We start from the raw sequence: 21,033 nt of genomic DNA on the forward strand, positions 1-21,033 counted from the left end.
AGCGTCAAGCGGCGTGCAGGTCAGGCGGCGTGCGGGTCAGGCGGCGTGGGCGGTACAGGGGACCGCGACGCAGTCCTCGCACACGACGAACTGCGAACGGCACGACGGATCGGGACAGTTGGCGGTGCGCTTGGTCGCAGCCCCGCACCCTACGCATTCTCCGATGACCGCGGCGTGGTCGGAGAAGTCGACGGAGCCGCGGCCGTCGAAGACGTACAGGGAACCGTCCCAGAGGCCGTCGTCGCCGTACTTCTCGCCGTATCGGACGATGCCGCCCTCGAGCTGGTAGACCTCTCCGAAGCCACGGGCCGTCATCAGGCTCGACAGCACCTCGCAGCGGATGCCGCCGGTGCAGTAGGTCACGACCGGCTTGCCCTTGAGGTCGTCGTAGACGCCCGAGTCGAGGAGCTCGACGAAGTCTCTGGTGGTCTCGGTGTCGGGCACGACCGCGCCGCGGAAGCGCCCGATCTGCGCTTCGAGCGCGTTCCTCCCGTCGAAGAACACCACATCCTCGCCGCGCTCATCGATCAGACCGTGCAGCTCTTCGGGCGTCAGACGAGTGCCGCCGCCGACGACGCCGTTCTCATCGACGCGCAGCTCCCCCGGTGCGCCGAACGACACGATCTCGTCGCGCACCTTGACGCTGAGCTTCGGGAAGTCGACGCTGTGCCCTTGGGCGTCCACCCCGGTGCCTTCGCTCCATTTGATGTCGGCGTCGGCGAAGGGCTGGTACGAGCGGAACGACCGCAGCCATTTCTTGAGCGCACCGATGTCGCCCCCGAGAGTGCCGTTGATCCCGTCCTTCGAGATGATCAGACGCCCGCGCAGGCCCAGCGCCTCGCCGATGTCTCGCTGCCAGACGCGGATGGCGTCGGGGTCGGCGAGCGGGGTGAACGCGTAGAAGAGGACGATCTTGGGTGTTGCCACCTAGGGATCCTACGTCGTGGGCCACGGCCGATCCGAACCTGCGCTGACGCGCTGTCGAGGCGGCTACGTCACATCGCGCCTCAGGAACGCGAGCGCCCCCGCCAGAAGAGCCGCCACCATCCATCCGGCCGTCACCCCCGCGGCCAGGGAGCCGTCGAGCCGATCGGTCGCTGCGACTCCGAGCGCGCCGATGTCGAGGCGGAAGGCTTCGAGCATCACGAGGGGTGGAAGGTAGACGGCACCCGCTCCCCAGAGCATCGCGAGAAGCACCGGCCCGCTCATCGACAGGGACACGAGGAAGAGAGCCACGAGATGGACCTGCACGACCACTCCCAGTCCCATCCCCCACAGTCCTGCCACCGCGCCGAGGGCGAGTGTGGATCCGACCGTGGACCACTCCACGGGAATGCCGCCCGCGGTGACGGTCAGTGCGAGGTGACCGCCGACCATTCCTGCGAGGGACACGACCGCCCCGCCGACGACGGCACCGGGTACGCGGACGAGCAGGGTCACCCACCGGGACTGCAGCATCAGGCGCTGAGCGATCACGCCGTCACGCCGGTCGACCGTGTAGCGGAACGAACCGTACACCGCTGCGAGAACCGCGCCGTACATCGCGATCACGGCCGTGAGCGACCCGGCGAGCGCTTCTCTGGCCTCGAGCGGAGCACCCGCGAGGTCAGGTGGGATGCTCATCGCCAGGGAGAGGGACATCAGCAGCGCCGCCACGGTCACCCCGAGGAGAACGATGTCGCCCGCGAAGCTGCGCGCCTGTGCTCGCAGGGCGCGGCCGATCACCCCACCCTCCGGCGTCCTGTGAACCAGGCGACCGCCACGAGCCCTGCGGTCCATGCGAGTCCGACTCCGAGGGCGGGGGCGAACGCGAGCAGCCGGTCCTGGAATCCGGGAACCCCCACGGCGGCGATGGCCAATCCTGGCGAGAACTTCGCCACCTCGGGTGCTGTGCGCAGCAACGCGAACTCGACGACCATCGGCAGAACGAGGACGATGATCGCCGTCGCATAGTAGTTGCGGGTGATCCAGCCGACGGCTCCTCCGATGAGCGCACCGAGCACCGCACCGGCCAGCGCGCCGGCGTACAGCTGCCAGGACTGCAACGACAGAGCGAGTGTCAGCCCGTTCTCGGCCAGGACGAGGAAGATCCCCAGCGTCCAGGTGACGAAGATGCATACGGACAGCGCGATCGCGATGAGCGCCCCGGCGATGAGCTTTCCCGAGAAGGCACGTCGGAAGCCGACCCCGGTGAGGGTTCGCTCCATCGAGGAGTAGTAGTACTCGCGCGTGACCGCGTACGCCCCGACGAACGCTGCGGAGATGACCGACCACGCGAGCGGCTCCAGAAGGCGGGAGGTCGCCGTGTGGGAGTCGACCCCGGCGAGGTCGAAGCGCGAGCCGTCGGAGAACAGCACGAACAGCGGCATGAGCAGGGCCACGAGATAGACCGGCAGGACGGAGGGTCCGCTCACCGCGCGCAGCAGCTCACTGCGAATCGCGTTCCTCATGCGGACGCACCGCCGACCAGGTCGAAGTACTTGCTCTCGAGCGAATCGTCGTCGCTGGTGACCAGGTCGCCGAGCCGCCCGGCGAACAGGGCTCGTCCCTTGATGACGACGACCTCATCCACGACCTGTTCCAGTTCGGCGAGCTGATGGCTGGAGAGCAGGACGGTGCCCCCGCGTTCGGCGAAGGCGCGCAGGAACCGGCGGAGCCAGCGGATGCCGTCGGGATCCAGACCGTTGGCCGGCTCGTCCAGGACGAGTGTGCGCGGGGAACCCACCAGAGCCGTCGCCAGCCCGAGACGCTGGGCCATGCCCGTCGAGAACGTCTTCACCCGGCGACGGGCATCCGCGGCCAGCCCCACCTCGTCCAGCACCTCGTCGGCCCTGCTGCGCGGTGCCCCAGCCGCGAGTCGGCAGATCTCCAGGTGTCTTCTGGCGGAGATTCCCGCTTCGAACCCGAACCCGTCCATGTGGACGCCGACGTGCGATGCGGGGTTGTCGAGGGCCGAGAACGGCACACCGTCGATCAGGCTGTCTCCGCCCGAGGGCCGGAGCAGGCCGACGATCGCTCGCAGAGTCGTCGATTTCCCCGCCCCGTTCGGGCCCAGCAGCCCGACGATCGATCCGCGCGGGACGACGAAGGACAGCTCCTCGACGGCGGTCCGCTGGCCGTACCTCTTCGTGAGTCCGCGCACCTCAATGGCGTAGTCGTTCATTCTCATCCTCTTCCGCTCTCTCGCTCTGCAGGGTCGCCAGTGGCAGCGTCACGCCCGTCGCCCAGAGCGACTGCCACACGTTTCGGACGCCGAGTTCGACGCGTGCCTGCCCCGTCGCAGGCAGTCTCGGGTTCCCGTCGGTGAGATCTACGCCCGCGACGATCACCGCCGGCAGGGTCACACCCTCCGCCGTCACGGGGAAGAGCGCGTCGAGCGGCACCTCCGTCGGTATCGCTCGCGGTCGGGTGACCGTCCCCTCGCCGACCCGCTCATCGGCGAGGATGCCGCTGCTCATCAGCACGACGCGCGCGCCTTCCGGCACTTCCGTCTCGGCGGCGCCGCCGGCGTGCAGGAGGACCACGTGGCCGCCCTGCGCCGAAAAGCCGAGCGTGGCGGTCACCGGTACCGGGATCAGGACTCCTGCGACCGCGATGGTCGAGACCAGTGCGGCGAGGACGGTGAAGAACCGCAGTCGCGAGACACCTGACCGGAAGGCGCGGTGCAGTGCCCTCGAGACGAGGACGACGCCGACGACGACCACGACGGCTTCCAGGGCGATGACCAGCAGACCGAGGACCGGTCCGCCGCCGGCGACCGCTCGAGCCGCCCGGCCGACGGCGAACAGCACCAGGACCGCCGGAGCGATCAGGCTGGCCAGGCCGAACGGCACGCTCCACCACGTGCTCAGGCTCTTGGCCGCCCTCTGCCCGCCGAACAGGAAGCGGGTCAGGAAGTTCGCGCCGTCACGAATCGTCCGTGCTCTCAGGTTGGGCTCATCCAGCGCGCTCATGAGCGCGATGTACCCGTCGAACCGCACGAACGGGATCAGGTTGACGAGGACGATGGCAGCGCAGGCGAGCGCGAGAAGCACCAGCGTCTGGCGCACCTCGGTGTCGGGCAGCGCGAGCGCGACGAGAAGGGCCACGGCGGCGACGGCGGCATGCACGGCGGGCCCGGCCAGGGCGATCGCGACGCGTTGCCGGCGATCGGGGAGGCGCCAGCCATCGGTCACGTCGACGAAGAAGGCGGGGGTGAGATAGAAGATCATGAAGCCGGCCCTGCGGGGTCTTCCCCCGAACCTCGTGAGCGTGAGGCCGTGCGCGCCCTCGTGGAGCAGGGTCAGGAGCGAGAGCACGGCGACGAGGATCACGAGGCCGGACAACGGTATGGGCGAGGTGAGCGCGCTGCGCAGCTCTCCCGCCTGCAGGATCGCCGCCACGAGTCCGAGGCCGAGCAGCACGGCGACGGTGGCACGGACCGCCCTGCCCGAGAGCGGAACGACCAGATGGTCCACGCGGCCGAACAGGGCAGGCGCTCGAAGCGTCGCGATCTGCAGGGTGAACGGGGGCCGATAGTCCCAGCGGCCAGGTGGCAGCTTCGTGTCTCCGTCGAGGAGTCCGCTCGCGCGGAAGCGAAGCACCAGACCGAGAAAGCTCTCCCACGACTCGGCGGCGGCGAAGCGCATGTGCAGAACGTGAAGCGGGGTCTCGCCGTCCAGCGCCGTCAGCATGTCGACGACCGCGCCCGAGACCCGCGACGAAGGCACGCCGTGCAGCATCACGATCCATGCCGCTTCGTCGATCCCCTTCTCGAAGGCGACCCCGGCGGCCAGGAGCGGACGCGCGTCGGGGGTGAGCGCCGTTGCGGTCCGCGGCACTCTTCGACGCACGAAACTAGTCGGAGGCATCGCCAGGTGCCTCTCTCCTGGGTCCCGCGAGCGACGTCGTGAGGAGGAGGATCTCCACTCCGTGACTCGTGCGCACGGGCGAGACGGCAGGCGGGGCGAAACCGGCCTCCACGACCTCTCGAGAGAGCATCTCCTGGCTGAGCACCTGAAGGCGGCTCGTGAGGACGGTCACCTCCGCACCGGCCACGAGCTCGGAGGCGCGAACCCAATTGACCACACGCGCCCCGCCGTCATGGTCCAGCTGCTGTGAGAAGAGGTAGGTCTCTTCTCCCTCGGGTCCGGGCACACCGATCTCGTGATCTCGGGGAACCGCGAGGCTCTCGGCAGCGTCGCCGCCGGCGACGGTGAAGGCGAAGACACCTCCATCGGCGAGATGCCGTCGCACGCTCGCGTAGAGGCCGGACCTTCCCGCACGATCGAGCAGCGTGATGGAGGTCGCCCCGATGACGATCAGGTCGTAGTGACGCCCCAGGGAGAAGTCGCGCATGTCCGCGACGACGCAGTCGAGTGAGGCGTGGTCCGGCAGCGCCCGTCGTAGGTGGGAGAGCATGTCGTCGGAGAGATCCATCGCGGTCACCGTCTTGCCCGATCTCACCAGCGGGATCGTCAGCCTCCCGCTCCCCGCCGCGACGTCGAGGATCGGCCCCGAGGAGTCTCTCGCGAGCGCGAGCACTTCGCGGATCTCGGCACGGTCCGCGCCGACGAGCCGCTCGTAGAAGTCGGTGCCGACTCCGGCGTACAGGTCTTGTGCCGTGGGCACCGCGCCGACCGCCTCGAGTCGCGCCGACAGCGCTTCGGTGATCAGGTCTGACATTCGCACATCGCCTCTCGGGGGAACAGGGGGTGCGGGCGTGCGAGATACGCCCGCACCCCGCGGTCAGGTTGCGATCGCTGCCGCTCCGCCGATGATGGCGATGATGTAGCTGGCGTGCTCCCACCATTCGAGCGGTGCGTCGATGTGTTCGAGTTCTGTGAATTCCAGCGATTCCGTCTGCAAGGCGAACCTCCTTTGTCGAGCTTTCGAATGCTGGGTCTAGGTCAAGGCGAGAATTCCGATGATCACGCCCACGGCGAATCCGCGGATGTAGTCATCGGTGTCGTTCAGGGCCTCCATGGCCTCGAGTTCCGTGAACTCGAGCGTCGGCATTGCGGTGTGCATCCTTACCTCCCTTCCGCTTCTCGTGTTCCGCCACCAGAGGTCACGTCGCGGCGGCTGCGCCGATCCCGATGAGAACCAGCGCACCTATCGCGCCCTGATAGAAGCTCTCCCAGCTGGGGGCCTCCATCGTTTCCAGTTCCTGGAACCGGATACTCGTCTCCTCATTTCTGCCCATCTAATTCACCTCCTTCGAAAGCACGGTCGATGGTCGGCGATCTGCGCCGACCGGCTCAGGGCTCCAGCACGATTCGCGGAGCAGATCACGGAAGTCGCCCGCGGTGAGACCGGGGAGCATCGGCTGGCGATTTCCCCATGCCGCTTCGGTGGCGGCGGAGATGCGGTCCACGTCATGAGCGCTCGGCTCGGGCGGACGCGGAATCCCCCAGCGGTCGAGGAGCGCAGCGATCCCGGCGGGCGGTTCGACGGGCAATGTCGTTCCGATCGACGCCCGCGCCCAGAACCCCTCCAGGCTCTTCCGATCGCCCCAGCGCGTGTCTCCCGAGCAGATTCGTCGCCAGACCGCGGCGATGACCGCCGCCGTGGCGACGATCTTTCGGACCTGCAGCAGAAAGGCCACTTCGTTCGCCACATACCAATGACGGGCACTGTAGGGATCCCGCCCTCTGAGCGCCGCGCTGCGCTGGGTCGCGGCACTCAATCGCGCGATGCGGAGCCTTCCCGCCACCGAGTCGGGGTCGCGGGTCGCCGCGTCGATGAGCGCTCTGCCGAGGGCGACGGCGTCGCGGTTCCCCCTGGCGCTTCTCCGCGCGCTCGTCGAGGCGCCCGCCAGACGGAGGAACGCCTCCAGCGCTCCCTCCCTCACGGCTTCGGGCGTGAGGGAGGTGAGGTTGCAGGGATCGATGATCGCGTGCCGTGGTCTCAGGGCGTGCCCCACGATGAGTCGGTGACCGCGGTCGGTCGTGAGGATGCCGACGCTGTTCGTCTCGGACGACGTGCCCAGCGTCGTCGGCACGGCGATGATGTCCACAGCCGGCAGAGCGTGGGGCAGGAACGTGAGCGCCGACCTCGATGCATGCCCGATCGCGTAGTCGAACACGCGCCCGCGGGCGAGCGCCAGTGCGGCGATCTTGCTGGCGTCGAGCACGGTTCCTCCGCCGACGGCCACGATGACGCTCGGCGACCGGTGGACTATCTCCTGCGCCATCGTGACGACGGCTGCCACGTTCACCGCGGGTGCGTCGATCGTCATCGTTCTCGCCGAGTGGCCGTCCAGGAAGGGGGCCGCGACAGCCGCGTCCGCCACCACGAGAGTCTCGCGGCCCGCCGTGAGGCGCTCCATCATCTGCCGCGCGATCCCTTCTCCGTGCCACAGGGTGGGAACTCGACCAGCGAAGTCCGAGGTCATGCGGATGCCTCCTGCGCCTGAGCCAGCCCTGAGCGGATGGCTGCGCCCACCTCATGCAGCTCGTCCGCGGTGAACCCGTAGGCGGGAATCAGCTCGATCGAGCTGGGACCGGGCTGCACCAGGACGCCGTTGCGCGCGATGGCCGCGACGGCGCGGAGCACCTCCGCCCCGGAGAGCGGGGCCTGATCCTCGGTGCGAAGCCCGAGCCCGATGAAGCACCCTCTTCCGGTGATCTCCGTGACCACGCCGTACGACAGCAACGACGTCGCCAACTCCCCCAGCCCGGCTCCCAGCGCTCGGGCGGTCGATTCCACATCGATGCGGCGCAGTTCCTCGATCACCGCGATGATGGCCGCCGCGCAGGCCGGGGTCCCCGCCTGCGTCTCGCCGTGGACGAACGTCCAGCCCCCGCGGACGAATTCGGAAGCGACCCGGTCACCCACCAGGAGCGCCGCGGCGCCCATCGCGCCGTTCGTCAGTGCCTTGGAGAGGATCAGGACGTCCGGTGCCGCCGCCCAGGTGTCGGTGGCGAGCATCGTCCCGGTGCGGCCGAACCCCGTGGCGACCTCATCGGCGACGATCAGGAAGCCGTACTCCTCCCGAGGGCGAGGAGGCGATCGATGAACGCTTCCGACAGTGCGTACGCGCCGCTGCCGAGGACGGGTTCCACGACGACCGACGCCACCCTGGATCCTTCTCGCTTGAGCAGCGTCTCCAGCTCTTCGCCGTCGTCGCTGTGAGAGACGTGTCTCACCGCTCTGCGGTCGACGAAGTAGGCGGATTGGAGGAGGTCGTCTCCGCTCAGGGCATGGCTTCCGTACATCGTGCCGTGATAGCCGCCTCTGAGGCCGACCACGATCGAACGGGACCCGCCCGACTTCTGCGACCAGTACTGGCGTGCGAGCTTCATCGCAGCGTCATTCGCCGCCCCGCCCGACGTAGAGAAGATGACGCGGCGGTAGCGGCTCGGGTCCGCCAATTCGATGAGGGCTTCCGCCGCGTCTTGCGCGTACCGATGGGGCGCTCTGAACAACGACAGGTACGAGGCGTCACGCGTGGCCCTGTCCACCGCGTCGGCGACCGCCGGGTTCCCGAAGCCGAGCGGAACGTTCCAAAGACCGCTCGTCGCGCACAGACGTGTGGATCCGTCAGCGAACTCGATGCGGTTCCCGGCCGCGCCGACGGCCACGCGGTCGTGCGTGAAGATCTCGTCCGCGGGGAGCATCGACGTCCACAGCGCGTTCGGCAGGCTCACCCTTCGACCCCCGCGGTTCGGAAGCGCGCATCGGCGGGCGTGCCTACGTGGACGCTGAGCGCCGTGCGGGCTTCGCGGCACAGGGCGCGGGCGTCGGATGTCGCGATGCCGAGCCTTCGAGCCACGCGGTCGGCCGCGACCTCGGTCGAACGGGAGGTCTGCGTGGCGGCGACGACGACGGCCGTCGACGCCGACAGCAGTTGGCGGCGCAGGGATCCGATGTCCGCGAGCAGGAAACCGTCGTCGGTGTCGAGCAGGAACGGATCCGTGGCCAGCGGTTCGGCGTCGGCGCGCCCGTCATCGATCAGCGACCAGCCGAAGCCGGAGATCTTGGCGGTCGCAGTCTCCAGCCGGAGCATCTTGATGAGGTCCGTTGCTCCGAGGTAGCGCCCCATCCACTCGCGACTCGCCAGGTCGGCTGCGAGCACATCACGGGGCACGACGCCTCCCAGTGCCGCAGCGCCGGGCAGCGGAACCGTGAGCAGCGCCTCGAGATCGGCGGTGCTGCCGAGGATCTCGCCCTGCAGGCCCAGGCTGACCGCGCCGTCAGGGCTCAGTCTGAGAGCGCTCGGGGCCTCCAGCCGACCCGGCCTCACCAGCGCAGCGCGATCGGCGAGAAGCACCCGCGGATCGGTCAACGCCGAGGGGAAGACTCCGGTGCGTCGCGCGAGCTCCGCATCGTCGAGGAAGGCTCGCCAGCTGGTCTCATCGAAGAAGCGGACGGCGGTGGGACCGATGATCTGCACGAACGCCGCCGCGACGTAGTCCTGGAGCTCGACGCCGCGTTCGCCGAAGAAGAGCTCGTCGCCGACCTCGCGCAGCGCGCCGCTGTACCGGGCGGTGCCGGCCGGCCCGTCATACGGCGCGCTCTCCGCCGGCAACAGGACCACGTCGTCGTGACCGGCCACGTCGTCGAGGTCGCTGACGTCTGCTCCGCTCTCGAGGAGGAAGATCCGGGAGTGCTCCGTATGCTCGCCGGTGATCCATTCGCGCAGCGCCCTGGCGCCGAAGAGCTCCGGCTGAGCAGCGTGGTCGTCGTCTCGCATCAGAGGCCTTCGTCCCGGCTCGCGGCCACGTCGAGACCCACCGCTGCCAGGTCGCCGCGGACCTCCCGCACCACGGGAGCGACGCTGCTCGCGCGTCTGTCGAGCTCGGCAGCGAGCAGGGACACCGCCGCCGACTCGTCTCCCGTCGCGATCAGGCATTCGGCCGCACGCGCGGCGTCGATGCCGAGGCGGAACCGACGACGAGTCACGGGATCCACCAGCAGATACTCGTCATCGCCGCCGGTCAGCAGGAACGGCGCGTCCGCGGATACGACGCCCAGGAGCGCGGGGAGTTCGTCGAGCGCGCGCACGAGGTGCCCACCGAACCCCGAGATCGCCGGACGCGCCGGGATCCCGTCCCACTGACGCAGTATCTCGAGCGCCGCCACGTACCGCGCGAGCCACCGCCTGTCGTCGAGGTCGGCCTCGAACATGCCGCGGTCGACGATGCGCGCGAAGGCCCGTCCTCGGCCCGCGCCGTCGACGGCGCGGGCCTCGACGTCCGTACGCTCGTCTCCGACCTCACCGATCACCAGCCCGTCGGGGCCGTCCCGATAACCGCCGTCTGCGCTCACATGGACACGCACGAGGGCGTCCGGCTCGTGATCGGTCCCGACGAAGGAGACGAGAGAGTCGAGGAGAACGGCGCTGCTCAGCAGCTGCTCGACGAAGACGCCGGATTCCCTCGCCGTATCGGCGTCGCTGAAGAAGGCGGCCACGCCCTCCGCGCTGCACTGCCGGATGACGGTGGGCCCGACGATCGCCACGAAGGGCGCCGCGACGTACTCCTGCAGTTCGAGCGTCTGCCTGCCGTCGAAGGTCAGCTGGTCACCGGGCCTGCAGAAGCGCCCGTCGTATTCGACGACGCGCGGATCGCTCCGCACGGCCGTGCCCGCCGGGGTGAAGACGACGTCCCCCGGCCTGCTCCCGCTCAGCACCGCCTCGAGGTGCGTGCCGGATTCCAGGAAGAACACCGCTCCCTCGACGAACCCGCGCCGTGCGCTCACATACTGCTCGAAAGCCGTCGCGGTGCGGTGGCCGCTTCGTGTCGCCGTCGAACTCGCCTGCATGCTTCCCCCAGAGAAACGTCGTATCACGACAGAAGGCGATACGTCCTCACATGAGGCTATACAGACGGCAGGTGACGTGCAATATTTCACATCCGGGGGTGCCGGAGGCTCGGTTGTCGGCGGTCTGTCCTGTCGCACGCCCGGCATCGGATAGGATGGACAGGTTGTTCCTTGGTGACGTGTCCGAGCGGCCGAAGGAGCACGCTTGGAAAGCGTGTGTTGTGCAAGCAACCGCGGGTTCGAATCCCGCCGTCACCGCCACGATGAAGGCCCCGACTCCCCTACGAAACACAGGGAAGGCGGGGCCTTTCTCGTGGGCTGACCTATGCCCGTGGCAACACTTCGGCAACAACCGCCGCACGGCGAGCCTGATCGAGAGCGTCAGCGACGCCGTCGAGGTCGTCGTCGAACAGGTCCGCGTAGGTGTCGAGCGTCATGCTCGCCGAGGCGTGCCCGAGCATCCGCTGTACGGCCTTCACGTTCGCGCCGGCCGAGATCGCGAGCGACGCCGCGGTGTGCCTGAGGTCGTGCGGGGTCACCCTGGGGAACTCGTCGTCAGCCTCGCGCACCCGCTTGACCGCGAAGGCGAACCACCCGCGCACGCTGTTGGGTAGCCGCATGTGCGTCACGCCGTCGCCGAACAGGAGATCCTCGCGCCGCTTGCCCTCGCACAGCCGCGCGATCTCGAGCGACAGGAACGCGGGGTAGGGCACCGAGCGCGCCTCGTGCGTCTTCGGCGTCCCGACGTGCACCACTCCCCCGACGAGCACCGCGTTCTCCTGGACGCTCACGCGTCGCCTGAGCGCGTCTACGTGCTTGACCCGCAGTCCGGTAGCCTCACCCCAGCGGAGGCCCGTATACGCCAGAAAGAGGACCAGCACGGGGTACGTGGCTGCCGCGGCGAGTGCGGCGACCTGCTCGTGCGTCAGGTAGGGCTTTGACTTCGGCACCTTCCGAGGCAGCGCGACACCTCGGGCGACATTGCGACTCACCCGCCGATACTTCACCGCGACGTCAAGCACCGCGGCGAGCACGCCGTGCGCGCGCAGCACGGTCGTGGCAGCACGGTCGCGCGAGAGCTCGGCCACCCAGTCTTGCACCTCGGAGTGCTTCACACTCCCGACCGCGCGAGCACCCCAGCGAGCCTGCACGTGCGTCTCCCACGAGCCCCGGAGCGCTGGTAGCTCGACGGCTTCATGACCTGCTCACGCGCCATGAGCCACGCCGTAGCGATCGACGCAACATCCTCCCGGGCATCGGCCGGGTTGACATAGTCGCCTTTCGCCTTCCCGACCTCGACCACGCGCGGCATCCTGTGCGAGACGTGGTCCTTCGACAAGCGAGGTACCTACCGCCACGGCCTCGACTTCTTCAGCACCGACTCATCCCGCCAGAAGAAGAAGATCGGGGTGCATCTGGCCGACGACGCCCTCATTCTCTGGCACGGCACATACGACCTTCTGCACCGCGACGGCGAGACCGGGATCGTCGTGAGCGCAGAGGGCGTCGACGACCACGATGCGGCGCACCGCCGCGACGTCCGCCACGTTCGCGCCGTCGCACGCCGCGAGGGCCTCAAGATCAAGGTCCGCGATCGAGACGTCACGCTGCTGGACCAGGCTGGCATCGTCCTACACACCGGCACGGCCCTCACGACGCTCGCATTCATCGCGGGCATCGACCTGGACAAGCCCGCAGAGGAGCCCCGCGGATGACCATCACTGAGGAACAGTTCACCCGCGAGCATGCCGAAGAGCTCTGCGCGTTCGCCATCGGCCCGAGTGGCCCCGACGGGATCTTCATCCTTGATCTCGACGGGAGGGCCGCCACAGAAGCACTCAGCAAGAACGTGGCCACAGCTCTAGCGACGCGCCTCGTCGAACTGGCTGCACAGCTGCCGAGCCGCCACGGATCCTCCGCAGGGCGACCGATGTGGACCGCCACTTACGAGCACTGGACGGTTAGGACGGCCGCACTCCCAGGTGGAGGCACTCCTCACGCGTGAGTGCCTCTACCCGGGAGCAGAGAGCCCCCGGGCTCCCAGAGCCTGACGGGCCCTAGTCGACGCCAAACAGCTTCGCGGTTTTCTCCACGTGCGCGCCGCCGTCCTTCTGCGGCATCTTCCGAGCGGCGACAACTATCGACCGTCGGATCTCCAGGGCCGGGTCATATCCGGAGCCGACGAGGTACTGGATCCCGGCTAGCGAGAGAAGGGAGACTGCGTCGTCCAGAATCTCGGTCAGACGGTCAGGATCAGGGTGGCCTATGGAGTGATATTGGCCGGGTCGCCATTCCACCCGATCGACGAATGTCTGGAGCTCGAGAATGGCCCAGTCCTTTCCGTGAGCTGCCGCGCTGCATACTCGCCAGTTAGCTTCGTGTCGGTCTGGGTCCTGGTTAGTCTCGGTCGCTGCATCCCGAATCATGCTGACCATCGACGGGAGCCTGTCAGTGTTAGGCCCGAACTCGACCAGCTCCGCCGCGGCTGCCTCGTGAAAGACCACGCGTGCGTCGACGGGCCCAACGTCCGACCCCATCGCAAGCCAGGCAAGTCTCTGCTCACGCAGATCGTGACGGACTGCCCGGACAAGTCTGGTCTTCGCAACATCTACCGTCTTTGCCCGACTCAACCAAAGAGACTGCGCCGCTCCCTCAATCGCCCCTCGCATCAGCGTGAACGACCACCGGAAACCCTCATGATGAACGACGACCCCCTCCGGCTGCTCCAAAGGCACCGCATGGTTGGCCCAGATACGAATGTGATCAAGGGCCGAGCGCAAGCCTTCTCGCGTCCACTGGCTAAATGCCTCACGCGGATACGCGTCATCCACAACGTTGAAGTAGCTGCCAAGTTGCGGTCGACTACACCGCTCCACGATGTCATCAAAGGCTCGAACCTTGAGCGCGAGCTCCGCCCACTGCTGAACAGTCGCTTCGTCGACGCGCACAGAACGATCACTCACATCGCGAGACTATCCACTCACCAAGTACCAGCGCGACGCCTTCGAGGGCGAATAGGTTGTCGCGATGGGGTTAGGGTTACTATGACCCTATGTCACCCGATGCGGCATACGACCAGCTCTCCCGAGCGCTCGAGATGCGCGCCCCGAAGTGCAACGGTGACCCCCGCTTCACGGAAGACCGCATCACGCCCACGGTCGCGAAAGAACTCGCCGAGATCTGCTGGACATGCGACGTCGCACTCCTCTGCCGTCAGTATGCGAACGTCGCGGACCCGAAGATTGGGTACTGGGCAGGCCACCGCGCCACCCCCAGGCCACCCACGTCGAACGCCGGCCGCCGCGGCGCAGCCAAGCAGACCCGCCCGAAGCGCGACACCGCTGCTACCGCCGCGGCGAAACGAATCGCCTGGTGCCGCGCCCACGCCGCACGCCTGCGCGACGCCGTCTCGCGCGGGGAGATCGAACCCTGGTACCTAGACACTGCAGCGCACTACGAGACGGAGGCGGACCAACACGAGCACGCGAGCGGGGCCGCCTGATGCCCGCCCCGCTCGCACCCGCGACGCGCAGCGCGATCGCCGACGACATCCGCATCGGCGAGCTCGGACGCAATGCGATCGCCAGGAAGCACCATGTGGCCGCCGGGACCGTCACCAACATCGCCCGACACGAAGGCCTCTGGTTCGGTGACGACTGGCGAACCAGTATCGGCACCTACGCACACCGAGTCGACTGCGACCTCAAGCGCCAACAACGCGAAGCGGAGCTGATGAACGACCTGCTCGCACTCCCCCAGACGACACGCCAGCGCGACGGCCGCGAGACGAAAGCCCACCGGCGCCTCAGCTACCAGCTATACGATCTCCACCGGCACCACGCGTGACTTCCGCCATGATTGCAGAATGGATGATGTTCCCTGGACGCAGATTGTCACAGCAAGTGCGACGTTGATCGCCGGCGCATCCGGGTACCTGCTAGGCGGCATCAACGAGGCTCGTCGTGACCGACGAATGGCCGTTCGCGAACGTGAGGCTCGCGCGGAAGACCGGGATGCGCTGGCAACACAGAAGCGCCACGAGTTCCAGCTAAAGACGTTGCTTGAACTCCAAGACGCGATCCAGCAGATGGCGAGACTCACCGGGCGCGCAATGTTCTTCGACCACATGCAAGCACGCGAGGGGAAGCAAACCCAACTCCCATCGGAACTTAGCGATGCGATGCACGTCAACGGGGTGGACGTGAACCGGCTCCGTACCCGCCTGCTCGACACGGAGCTCCGTGCAGCAGTCGACAGCTTTCGGTCTGCTTCGATCGCGGCCAGCCTCGATCCTGGCGTCTACGAAGGCCGTAGCGGCAATGACGTGGAGAACGCCGCCTTTGCCCGATCGTCGCGCTTCGCCGAGCACGTCGAGCGCATGATGGACGAGCTTGGTGCCGCATTGCGCACTGAGCTCGAGTGGACCCCAACACCTCCCGCAACATGAGATGACGAGTAGTCCGCTCGGGAATCGCAGAACGCGGCTCAGCTGTTCGTGGGAACTGCCTGCCGCGCTCTACACGCCACGATACCAAAGAGAAACGCGGCCCGGCTGTCCGAGGGGACTGCCTGTCGCGTTCCTGGCACGACCCTACTCCTCGCCTTCCGACTCGATCGGTCACACCTACGCGCGCACGCGTCAGGCGTGTACGCGTGTACGGCATCACGAGGCAGATCCGCTTCCTGCAACGCTCATGGAGCCGTCCCGCCAACGTCGGGCGCTACTCCGGCGAAGCGTTCCTGAGCTTTCGCCGCTGTGTGGCTTCCCTCACGCCAGGCTCGGATGATTTGACCCACGATCTCGACTTGCCTTCTCTGAACCGTCGACCCTTCGCCACTGTCCCCGATACGATCGATCGCATACTGCATTTGTTTGGTGGCGTCCGCGTCGGCGCCTCTTGCGACCATGCGGGCCAGGCTAGCTGACGCGCTGAGTTTCGTCGGTGGCGTGAGCGGCCACCCCTTGGCTGTCGCTAGTTCGCGCATCCGCTCCCCGATCTCCTCCATGGTGCGTTGCAGCGCCGCGTCGAGATTCCGCTCGTACCGGTCTGCCGCGTCCTTCTTCGACCGAGCTCGATCGAGCAGCCAAGAGCCGAGCAACGCGATCAGCGCGCCGACCACTGTTGCGAGGAGCGTAGCGACGAATGTTTCGCCACCGCCGCCACCAACAGAGTCCGCTATGCGCTCAAGCTGACAGCTGATTCGATACTCTTCACAGTCCACAATCGGCACTCTATCGAGCGGTGGGTCCGCCACCGTTGCGCCCCAGCGCGCACCCGGGTGGTGAGGCCTCGGCGGCAACGCGGTGCTCGATCAGGTGAATAGCTGGGCAACGAGCTCGCTCGCGGCCTTTCCCGCGCCCGACGTGGCAGCAGCACTCAGTACGCCCCGCAGCATGGGTAGTGCCTTCTTGATCACTGCCTTATCGGGCTCAGCCTTTGCAGCTTCCTCGACAACCTGCGTGGCAGCTTCCCTCGCGAACTCGATCTCGTCGGGGTCAATGCCTTCGGTCCGCTCGATCACCGCTAGCGCTTTGCCAACAGCATCCGCGAGCGCTTCATACCCGGCACTCACCGGAATCTGCTGCGTGATCGTGGCTCCCTCGAGTGCGATGTTCACGTTTGACCCGTTAACTACGATCACGTGCCCATCAACGCGCGGCACGCGCTTCTGCGGTGCAGTGGTGCCCGTCGTTGCTAGTTCGACTCTGACGTGCGCGAGGGAGGCAGCCGCGCCGCCCGCGTCGTTCACGTCGACCTGAGCCGCGAATCGCCGCATACGACCGCCGCGAGGGTCGTCCCATTCCAAGCCGTCACCCTCATATATGGGTGTGTCGACGTTGAACTGCGCGCTCTTCGCGGTGATCACCGCGGGATAGGTCGCGACGGGGCGTTCCGGGCGCTCGGTCCCCGGCGTCACCGTCACATCCTTCGTCCCGAAAGTGCTGCCGAACTGGTCGATGAAGTTCGTTCCGTCTCCGCTTCGAGGCGGTGGCTTGAGTGAGACCATGGCCCGATGCTAGCCGTCTTCGTCACCAGCTGACCACCGCCGGTATTGCTCCCGCACGGCCGTGCGGAGCAACCCCCAACGCCTGTGTCCGCGGTACCCGTACTTGTACCGGAGGTTGGCCTGGGCGAGCTTCCTGGCGCGCGTGCGGGCCTTGAGCGCCTCCCCTCGCGCCTCGATCCACTCTGGGTACGCGAGGTCGCGTCCAGCGAGTTCGCGCATCGCCTGCTCCCACGCCAGGTTCTCCGCCTCGTCGATCATCAGGCACTCAGTCTGGATCGCCCAGTTCCGGAGTAGCGCCCACTCCGCGTCGCACTGGTTGCTCGGCCAGCATTCGCCTTCTGCGGCGTCGAGCAGTTCGCCGCCGGTCAACTGCAGGTCGCGCGCAGCGCCGAGATCATGGCGACCACCCTGACCCAGTTCCGTCTTCCTGCGGAGCAGGCAGCGCACGTGTCCGACGTTCTCGCCGCGGGGGCAGGAAAGGCGCAAGGCTCGGTTGATGATCTCGCGCTCGCGCTGACGTACGTCGGTCCGCTCGCGGGTTCGGTAGGGCTCTCGCTCGACGAGACCGCGGGCACAATCGCCTACTTCGCTACACAGGGAATCATCGGCGAGAAAGCTGGCACATCGCTGCGCGGCGTTCTCGCGTCGCTCCAAGCCCCTTCCGCCGCCGCCGCGAGCGAGATGGACCGATACAACATCAGCATGTTCGACGGCAACGGGAACATGCTCTCGATTGCGGGCATTGCCGAACAGCTCAAGACCCGACTCGGTGGCCTCACGCAGCAGGAGCGCCTTGCCGCCCTCGGCCGGATCTTCGGCAACGAGTCCCTGAACGCCGCCACCCTTCTGTACGAGGGCGGCGCGGCAGCCGTGAACGAGTGGACCGCTGCTGTCGACGACTCCGGTTATGCCGCAGAGCAGGCCCGCATCCGACAGGACAACCTGGCCGGCGACATTGAGAAGCTCGGCGGCGCGTTCGACACTGCACTCATTCGCACCGGTAGCGCGGCGAACGACGTCCTCCGCGGCATGACGCAAGCCGTCACCGAGCTCGTCGACGTCTACGCCGGTTGGCCCCAGCCGATCCAGGCCACTGCGCTCGCCCTTGGCGTCGCCACCGCGGCCATCCTTCTATTCGGCGGCGGAGCTATCGGCGCACGCGTGAAGTTCCTGGAGCTCAAGGCGGCCCTGGCGGACACCAACACCACGATGGGAAAGACCGCCCGCGCCGGCGCGGGTGCCGGACTCGCGCTCACCGGAATCATCACTGTCGTCGGGCTGCTCATGGCAAAGCAGGCGGCCGCGCGCGCCGTCGCCGAGTCGTACGCCGACACCATCGAAGAGGGAACGAACCGTGTCGGCGAGGCCGCACGCGACCTCGCGATCGACGAGCTGCTGAAAGGTGGGGAGTTCTTGACCTTCAACTGGCAGTCCGCGGCCGATGCGGCGGAGAAGCTCGGTGTCGGCCTCGACGTCGTCACCGACGCCGCCCTCAAGGACAAGGACGCGATCGACGACCTGAGCCGGTACTACGCTGCGCTGAGTGGTGACCAGGACGCGTTCAACCAGATCCAACAGGAAACGGGGATGAACGCCTACGAGACCCGTCTCGCGCTCGAAGCGATGATCAACGGCATCCAGGCGCAGAATGACGGCATCAACCAAGGCATCCGACTCAAGAAACAGGAAGAAGACGCGAACAAGGGCTCCGCCGAGGGGACCAAGACAGCCGCCGAGGCCTACCTTGCCGAAGCGGACTCCGTGGAGCAGCTGAACAACGAGCTCTCGAAGCTACTCGATCAGATCAACGAGTCCAACAGCAACAACCAGGACGCGATCAGCGCGAACGCGGACTACCAGGCGGCGCTCGCGGGGATCTCCGATGAGGTGCAGAAGCAGAAAGATGCCTATGCGGCGGCGAACGGCACGCTCGATGGGTTCACGCTCTCCATGGACCGGAACACCGAGGCGGGATCCGCGAACGTGGACTCGCTCGCCGGTGTCGCCGCGGCAGCCCAGGAGGCCTCAGCGAAGCAGTTTGAGGTCGACCTGCAGACGATGTCCGCCAACGACGCGGCCCTGAAGTGGAATGACACTCTCGCGGCGCAGAAGCAGGCGTTCATCGACTCGTCGATCGAGGCAGGCTACAACGCCGACCGGGTGCACGACCTCGCCGACGAAGTCTTCAACATGCCGACGCCGGAGCAGATCAAGATCACCGTCGATACCGCGACGGCGAGGACGCAGATCCACGACTTCATGCGCGACTACGGCTCGCAGACGATCAACGTCTGGCTGAACCCGAAGACGCAAGCACTCAACGATGCATTCGCCGGCTACCTCAACGGCATCAAGAAGGCCGACGGCGGGATCGTGAACTTCGCCGACGGCGGGATCCGACCATCCATAGCGGCCTTCGCCCAAGGCGGCATGTCGGAGAATCACGTGGCACAGTTCGCCCGCGCCGGCGAATACCTCATCTGGGCTGAGCCTGAAACGGGCGGCGAGGCGTACATCCCTCTCGCGCCGTCGAAGCGCGCTCGCTCGGAACAGATCATGGCCGTCACCGCCGAACGCCTCGGCGGCAGATACATCCCCTCGGATGCGGCCTCCTACGCCGACGGCGGCGGTTCCGTCGTACCTGGTGGCCCTGCGTCATCTGGTGGGCCCACGTACGTGTTCCCCGCGACCATCCACAACAGTGACCCGCGGTTCGCGGTGCGGCAGGTGGCGGACGAGTTCCGGAGGGAGTTCGGATCCGAATAGGCCACCGGGGTCGACGGACACACCTGGCGCGGAGTACGCTCAGCGGAAGAGCACGGCAGTCGGTTCACTAGGACCTTCCAGCCGTGCTCTTTCCTCTCTCAGCACCTCGGGCCAGTTCGACCGCAGAACCGCTCAATGACTCGGCTGCGCATCGATCCATGCTTCCACGACCTCCGGCTTCCAGCGCAAGTATTTGCCCACCTTGAAAGCGGGCGGCCCGTACTGCTTCGACCGCCAGGCGTAGACCGTGTCCACCGGCACCTGGAGCACGTCCGCTACCTGCTCGATCGTCATCAGCTGATTCATGTGGCGACCGCACCTCGGCCTCGAAGAGTCGCACGGGCCACCGCCGTCACCTTACGTTCGGTTCGACGGATGCACGGTGGCGGCATCAATCGCACGTAGCTCGTCGGCGCTCAGGAAGTAGGCGTCGCGGTCAAATCTCCGCTCACGGGTCTTCATGATCTTCCGGTACTCCGTCAGCATCCGCATATAGATGTCGAGCATCTGCATGTGAGAGTTCCCGTCGTCGGCCGCCTCAGCCTGCGGCTGCAGTTCCGCCCAGTGAAGTTCATCCCGCATCTGGTAACGGACGTACCGCGCCATGTGCCCCTCGAGCGAGTCGTTGTGGTCGAAGCCACGGAAGCGAAGGCCATAGAGCAAGCCCTCGTCCAGCTTCTCGCCCTGCTTCTGCAAGCGCTCGATACTGAACGTGATAATCCGAAACATCTGGAGGATATCGATCACTCGACGGCAGTCCTGCTTCGAGAGCTCGGTTTCGAAGCCGGCAACTTCGAACCAATACTCGCCTGTAAAACCAGATTCGATGATCTGAGCCTTCTGCAGCTGATAGTCCATGTTCCCGTCGTCGCCATCCGCATCCTCCGGAAGAACGCGAGCGAGGATGCGATGGAGCAGAGACAACATCAGGCGATCTCGAGTGCTGAATGAATCGGGCGCGGGTTCGTCGCCATGCTCTCGCGGCAACGGTACGACAAACTCCAGGAGTCGATCACGAACAAACTCACTCAGCGAGCTACCTTCGGCTTCCGCGAGATCCTTGAGGCTCTCGTATGCGTCGTCGTCCAATCGGACGTTCAGAACAGCCATAATTTTCCTTTCATGTTGCGTGTATGACATACCTGTCATACAGTCATACAGTCATACAGTCATACAGTCATCCAAGCATACACTGGAACGGCCTCGCACATCAGGACACGCAAATCACCTGCGATCTCCGGCCGACGCACTCTGCTGCTTGCTCCGTGGTCATCAGCTCGCGCGTCCGATCACATCTCTCAGCAGCCGAACCCGCTCCTGCGGCAACATCGTGGCAACACATCGAGTAATCCGATGGGCACCAAGTCGACCGTCATGAGCAAGAATCTCTGTGCTGACGCGGGATCGCGGGCCGATCCGCGCCATCATGAGGGATCGATTCGGGTTCGAATCCCGCCGTCACCGCCAAACAAGAAGAGAGCCCCCGCACCAGCGGGGGCTCTCTTCTTGTCG

General features: G+C 66.8%; 27 protein-coding genes and 1 tRNA gene. 7 read left to right on the forward strand and 21 right to left on the reverse strand.

Annotated elements, in window-relative coordinates; all coding sequences use genetic code 11:
* Positions 1 to 36: 36 nt before the first annotated feature.
* The 14 genes from trhO to mpaB (ASD13_RS02325) form a co-directional block, all read right to left on the reverse strand.
* The gene (gene trhO / locus ASD13_RS02280) at positions 37 to 927 is read right to left on the reverse strand and encodes an oxygen-dependent tRNA uridine(34) hydroxylase TrhO (protein ID WP_055865361.1); all 891 of its coding nucleotides are present in this window, start codon (positions 925 to 927) and stop codon (positions 37 to 39) included.
* Between the two features lie 63 nt (positions 928 to 990).
* Positions 991 to 1,725: a hypothetical protein gene (locus tag ASD13_RS02285; RefSeq protein WP_055865364.1), complete on the reverse strand. Its 735-nt coding sequence runs from the start codon at positions 1,723 to 1,725 to the stop codon at positions 991 to 993.
* Positions 1,722 to 2,450, reverse strand: coding sequence for an ABC transporter permease (locus ASD13_RS02290; RefSeq protein WP_055865367.1), 729 nt, complete (start codon positions 2,448 to 2,450; stop codon positions 1,722 to 1,724). Before ASD13_RS02290 ends, ASD13_RS02285 begins: the two co-directional genes overlap by 4 nt.
* Positions 2,447 to 3,163 carry an ATP-binding cassette domain-containing protein gene (locus tag ASD13_RS02295; RefSeq protein WP_055865370.1) on the reverse strand — a complete coding sequence of 239 codons (717 nt, stop codon included), beginning with the start codon at positions 3,161 to 3,163 and terminating at the stop codon, positions 2,447 to 2,449. The genes ASD13_RS02290 and ASD13_RS02295 overlap by 4 nt, the downstream gene beginning before the upstream one ends.
* On the reverse strand, positions 3,144 to 4,820 hold the full coding sequence (gene mpaP / locus ASD13_RS02300) for a daptide biosynthesis intramembrane metalloprotease (RefSeq protein WP_055865372.1): 1,677 nt from the start codon (positions 4,818 to 4,820) through the stop codon (positions 3,144 to 3,146). Before mpaP ends, ASD13_RS02295 begins: the two co-directional genes overlap by 20 nt.
* Positions 4,821 to 4,836: 16 nt before the next feature.
* Positions 4,837 to 5,664, reverse strand: a complete 828-nt coding sequence (gene mpaM / locus ASD13_RS02305; RefSeq protein WP_055865375.1) for a daptide-type RiPP biosynthesis methyltransferase — start codon at positions 5,662 to 5,664, stop codon at positions 4,837 to 4,839.
* A gap of 63 nt (positions 5,665 to 5,727) precedes the next feature.
* On the reverse strand, positions 5,728 to 5,847 hold the full coding sequence (mpaA3, locus tag ASD13_RS17770) for an MpaA3 family daptide-type RiPP (protein WP_017829101.1): 120 nt from the start codon (positions 5,845 to 5,847) through the stop codon (positions 5,728 to 5,730).
* 36 nt (positions 5,848 to 5,883) lie between these two features.
* Complete coding sequence (gene mpaA2 / locus ASD13_RS17695) at positions 5,884 to 6,009, reverse strand: MpaA2 family daptide-type RiPP (protein ID WP_255162400.1); 126 nt, start codon at positions 6,007 to 6,009, stop codon at positions 5,884 to 5,886.
* Between the two features lie 40 nt (positions 6,010 to 6,049).
* Complete coding sequence (gene mpaA1 / locus ASD13_RS17700; RefSeq protein WP_017829103.1) at positions 6,050 to 6,184, reverse strand: MpaA1 family daptide-type RiPP; 135 nt, start codon at positions 6,182 to 6,184, stop codon at positions 6,050 to 6,052.
* Positions 6,185 to 7,375 carry a daptide-type RiPP biosynthesis dehydogenase gene (gene mpaC / locus ASD13_RS02310; RefSeq protein WP_055865378.1) on the reverse strand — a complete coding sequence of 397 codons (1,191 nt, stop codon included), beginning with the start codon at positions 7,373 to 7,375 and terminating at the stop codon, positions 6,185 to 6,187.
* Positions 7,372 to 7,911: an aminotransferase class III-fold pyridoxal phosphate-dependent enzyme gene (locus ASD13_RS17705; RefSeq protein ID WP_268776178.1), complete on the reverse strand. Its 540-nt coding sequence runs from the start codon at positions 7,909 to 7,911 to the stop codon at positions 7,372 to 7,374. Before ASD13_RS17705 ends, mpaC begins: the two co-directional genes overlap by 4 nt.
* Positions 7,912 to 7,955: 44 nt before the next feature.
* Positions 7,956 to 8,630: an aminotransferase class III-fold pyridoxal phosphate-dependent enzyme gene (locus tag ASD13_RS17710; RefSeq protein WP_268776179.1), complete on the reverse strand. Its 675-nt coding sequence runs from the start codon at positions 8,628 to 8,630 to the stop codon at positions 7,956 to 7,958.
* Positions 8,627 to 9,676 (reverse strand): daptide biosynthesis RiPP recognition protein, encoded by a 1,050-nt coding sequence (gene mpaB / locus ASD13_RS02320; RefSeq protein ID WP_055865381.1) that lies wholly within the window; start codon positions 9,674 to 9,676, stop codon positions 8,627 to 8,629. Before mpaB (ASD13_RS02320) ends, ASD13_RS17710 begins: the two co-directional genes overlap by 4 nt.
* The gene (mpaB, locus tag ASD13_RS02325) at positions 9,676 to 10,683 is read right to left on the reverse strand and encodes a daptide biosynthesis RiPP recognition protein (protein WP_235562447.1); all 1,008 of its coding nucleotides are present in this window, start codon (positions 10,681 to 10,683) and stop codon (positions 9,676 to 9,678) included. The genes mpaB (ASD13_RS02320) and mpaB (ASD13_RS02325) overlap by 1 nt, the downstream gene beginning before the upstream one ends.
* 236 nt (positions 10,684 to 10,919) lie before the next feature.
* Between mpaB (ASD13_RS02325) and ASD13_RS02330 the strand changes: the two genes are divergently transcribed.
* Positions 10,920 to 11,007 (forward strand) — tRNA-Ser (locus ASD13_RS02330).
* Positions 11,008 to 11,069: 62 nt separating this feature from the next.
* On the opposite strand, the gene ASD13_RS02335 is transcribed toward ASD13_RS02330, so the two are convergent.
* On the reverse strand, positions 11,070 to 11,846 hold the full coding sequence (locus ASD13_RS02335; protein ID WP_235562448.1) for a tyrosine-type recombinase/integrase: 777 nt from the start codon (positions 11,844 to 11,846) through the stop codon (positions 11,070 to 11,072).
* A 309-nt stretch (positions 11,847 to 12,155) separates the two neighbouring features.
* Here ASD13_RS02335 and ASD13_RS02345 point away from each other — a divergent pair, with 309 nt between their 5' ends.
* Entirely contained in the window at positions 12,156 to 12,461 is a 306-nt protein-coding gene (locus tag ASD13_RS02345; RefSeq protein WP_055865390.1) for a hypothetical protein, read from the forward strand.
* Positions 12,458 to 12,751, forward strand: a complete 294-nt coding sequence (locus ASD13_RS02350; protein WP_055865393.1) for a hypothetical protein — start codon at positions 12,458 to 12,460, stop codon at positions 12,749 to 12,751. Before ASD13_RS02345 ends, ASD13_RS02350 begins: the two co-directional genes overlap by 4 nt.
* Positions 12,752 to 12,803: 52 nt before the next feature.
* Here ASD13_RS02350 and ASD13_RS02355 read toward each other — a convergent pair whose 3' ends face one another.
* On the reverse strand, positions 12,804 to 13,709 hold the full coding sequence (locus ASD13_RS02355; RefSeq protein WP_157535558.1) for a hypothetical protein: 906 nt from the start codon (positions 13,707 to 13,709) through the stop codon (positions 12,804 to 12,806).
* An 89-nt stretch (positions 13,710 to 13,798) separates the two neighbouring features.
* Here ASD13_RS02355 and ASD13_RS02360 point away from each other — a divergent pair, with 89 nt between their 5' ends.
* From ASD13_RS02360 to ASD13_RS02370, 3 genes are read left to right on the forward strand one after another with little or no spacing between them, the layout of a single operon-like run.
* Entirely contained in the window at positions 13,799 to 14,248 is a 450-nt protein-coding gene (locus ASD13_RS02360; RefSeq protein WP_055865401.1) for a hypothetical protein, read from the forward strand.
* Entirely contained in the window at positions 14,248 to 14,592 is a 345-nt protein-coding gene (locus ASD13_RS02365) for a hypothetical protein (protein ID WP_055865404.1), read from the forward strand. Before ASD13_RS02360 ends, ASD13_RS02365 begins: the two co-directional genes overlap by 1 nt.
* A gap of 19 nt (positions 14,593 to 14,611) precedes the next feature.
* The gene (locus ASD13_RS02370) at positions 14,612 to 15,193 is read left to right on the forward strand and encodes a DUF3824 domain-containing protein (RefSeq protein ID WP_157535559.1); all 582 of its coding nucleotides are present in this window, start codon (positions 14,612 to 14,614) and stop codon (positions 15,191 to 15,193) included.
* A 245-nt stretch (positions 15,194 to 15,438) separates the two neighbouring features.
* On the opposite strand, the gene ASD13_RS02375 is transcribed toward ASD13_RS02370, so the two are convergent.
* The 3 genes from ASD13_RS02375 to ASD13_RS02385 form a co-directional block, all read right to left on the reverse strand.
* Positions 15,439 to 15,969, reverse strand: coding sequence for a hypothetical protein (locus ASD13_RS02375; protein WP_157535560.1), 531 nt, complete (start codon positions 15,967 to 15,969; stop codon positions 15,439 to 15,441).
* Between the two features lie 90 nt (positions 15,970 to 16,059).
* Positions 16,060 to 16,755, reverse strand: coding sequence for a hypothetical protein (locus ASD13_RS02380; protein ID WP_055865411.1), 696 nt, complete (start codon positions 16,753 to 16,755; stop codon positions 16,060 to 16,062).
* Positions 16,756 to 16,764: 9 nt separating this feature from the next.
* Positions 16,765 to 17,013, reverse strand: coding sequence for a hypothetical protein (locus ASD13_RS02385; protein WP_157535561.1), 249 nt, complete (start codon positions 17,011 to 17,013; stop codon positions 16,765 to 16,767).
* A gap of 111 nt (positions 17,014 to 17,124) precedes the next feature.
* Between ASD13_RS02385 and ASD13_RS02390 the strand changes: the two genes are divergently transcribed.
* Positions 17,125 to 19,521, forward strand: coding sequence for a phage tail tape measure protein (locus ASD13_RS02390; protein WP_268776180.1), 2,397 nt, complete (start codon positions 17,125 to 17,127; stop codon positions 19,519 to 19,521).
* A 132-nt stretch (positions 19,522 to 19,653) separates the two neighbouring features.
* Here the strand turns inward: ASD13_RS02390 and ASD13_RS02395 are convergent, their stop codons facing one another.
* Together ASD13_RS02395 and ASD13_RS02400 are read right to left on the reverse strand one after the other, a co-directional pair.
* Positions 19,654 to 19,815 carry a helix-turn-helix transcriptional regulator gene (locus ASD13_RS02395; protein ID WP_200942435.1) on the reverse strand — a complete coding sequence of 54 codons (162 nt, stop codon included), beginning with the start codon at positions 19,813 to 19,815 and terminating at the stop codon, positions 19,654 to 19,656.
* Between the two features lie 63 nt (positions 19,816 to 19,878).
* Complete coding sequence (locus tag ASD13_RS02400; RefSeq protein ID WP_055865423.1) at positions 19,879 to 20,631, reverse strand: YfbU family protein; 753 nt, start codon at positions 20,629 to 20,631, stop codon at positions 19,879 to 19,881.
* Between the last annotated feature and the right edge of the window lie 402 nt (positions 20,632 to 21,033).

The organism is Microbacterium sp. Root1433D1 (genome assembly GCF_001426835.1).
Lineage (GTDB): Bacteria > Actinomycetota > Actinomycetes > Actinomycetales > Microbacteriaceae > Microbacterium > Microbacterium maritypicum.

Excerpts from the sequence above, each read along its gene's own strand:
- ASD13_RS02350 (WP_055865393.1), top strand. The coding sequence starts at position 12,458 with ATGACCATCACTGAGGAACAGTTCACCCGCGAGCATGCCGAAGAGCTC.
- mpaA1 (WP_017829103.1), bottom strand. The coding sequence starts at position 6,184 with ATGGGCAGAAATGAGGAGACGAGTATCCGGTTCCAGGAACTGGAAACG.
- ASD13_RS02400 (WP_055865423.1), bottom strand. The coding sequence starts at position 20,631 with ATGGCTGTTCTGAACGTCCGATTGGACGACGACGCATACGAGAGCCTC.
- mpaM (WP_055865375.1), bottom strand. The coding sequence starts at position 5,664 with ATGTCAGACCTGATCACCGAAGCGCTGTCGGCGCGACTCGAGGCGGTC.
- ASD13_RS02365 (WP_055865404.1), top strand. The coding sequence starts at position 14,248 with ATGCCCGCCCCGCTCGCACCCGCGACGCGCAGCGCGATCGCCGACGAC.
- mpaA2 (WP_255162400.1), bottom strand. The coding sequence starts at position 6,009 with ATGCACACCGCAATGCCGACGCTCGAGTTCACGGAACTCGAGGCCATG.
- ASD13_RS02360 (WP_055865401.1), top strand. The coding sequence starts at position 13,799 with ATGTCACCCGATGCGGCATACGACCAGCTCTCCCGAGCGCTCGAGATG.
- mpaB (WP_055865381.1), bottom strand. The coding sequence starts at position 9,676 with ATGCGAGACGACGACCACGCTGCTCAGCCGGAGCTCTTCGGCGCCAGG.
- mpaC (WP_055865378.1), bottom strand. The coding sequence starts at position 7,375 with ATGACCTCGGACTTCGCTGGTCGAGTTCCCACCCTGTGGCACGGAGAA.
- ASD13_RS02290 (WP_055865367.1), bottom strand. The coding sequence starts at position 2,450 with ATGAGGAACGCGATTCGCAGTGAGCTGCTGCGCGCGGTGAGCGGACCC.
- ASD13_RS02395 (WP_200942435.1), bottom strand. The coding sequence starts at position 19,815 with ATGACGATCGAGCAGGTAGCGGACGTGCTCCAGGTGCCGGTGGACACG.
- ASD13_RS02295 (WP_055865370.1), bottom strand. The coding sequence starts at position 3,163 with ATGAACGACTACGCCATTGAGGTGCGCGGACTCACGAAGAGGTACGGC.
- ASD13_RS02385 (WP_157535561.1), bottom strand. The coding sequence starts at position 17,013 with ATGATCGACGAGGCGGAGAACCTGGCGTGGGAGCAGGCGATGCGCGAA.
- ASD13_RS02370 (WP_157535559.1), top strand. The coding sequence starts at position 14,612 with ATGGATGATGTTCCCTGGACGCAGATTGTCACAGCAAGTGCGACGTTG.
- ASD13_RS17705 (WP_268776178.1), bottom strand. The coding sequence starts at position 7,911 with ATGCTCGCCACCGACACCTGGGCGGCGGCACCGGACGTCCTGATCCTC.
- ASD13_RS02380 (WP_055865411.1), bottom strand. The coding sequence starts at position 16,755 with ATGGTCTCACTCAAGCCACCGCCTCGAAGCGGAGACGGAACGAACTTC.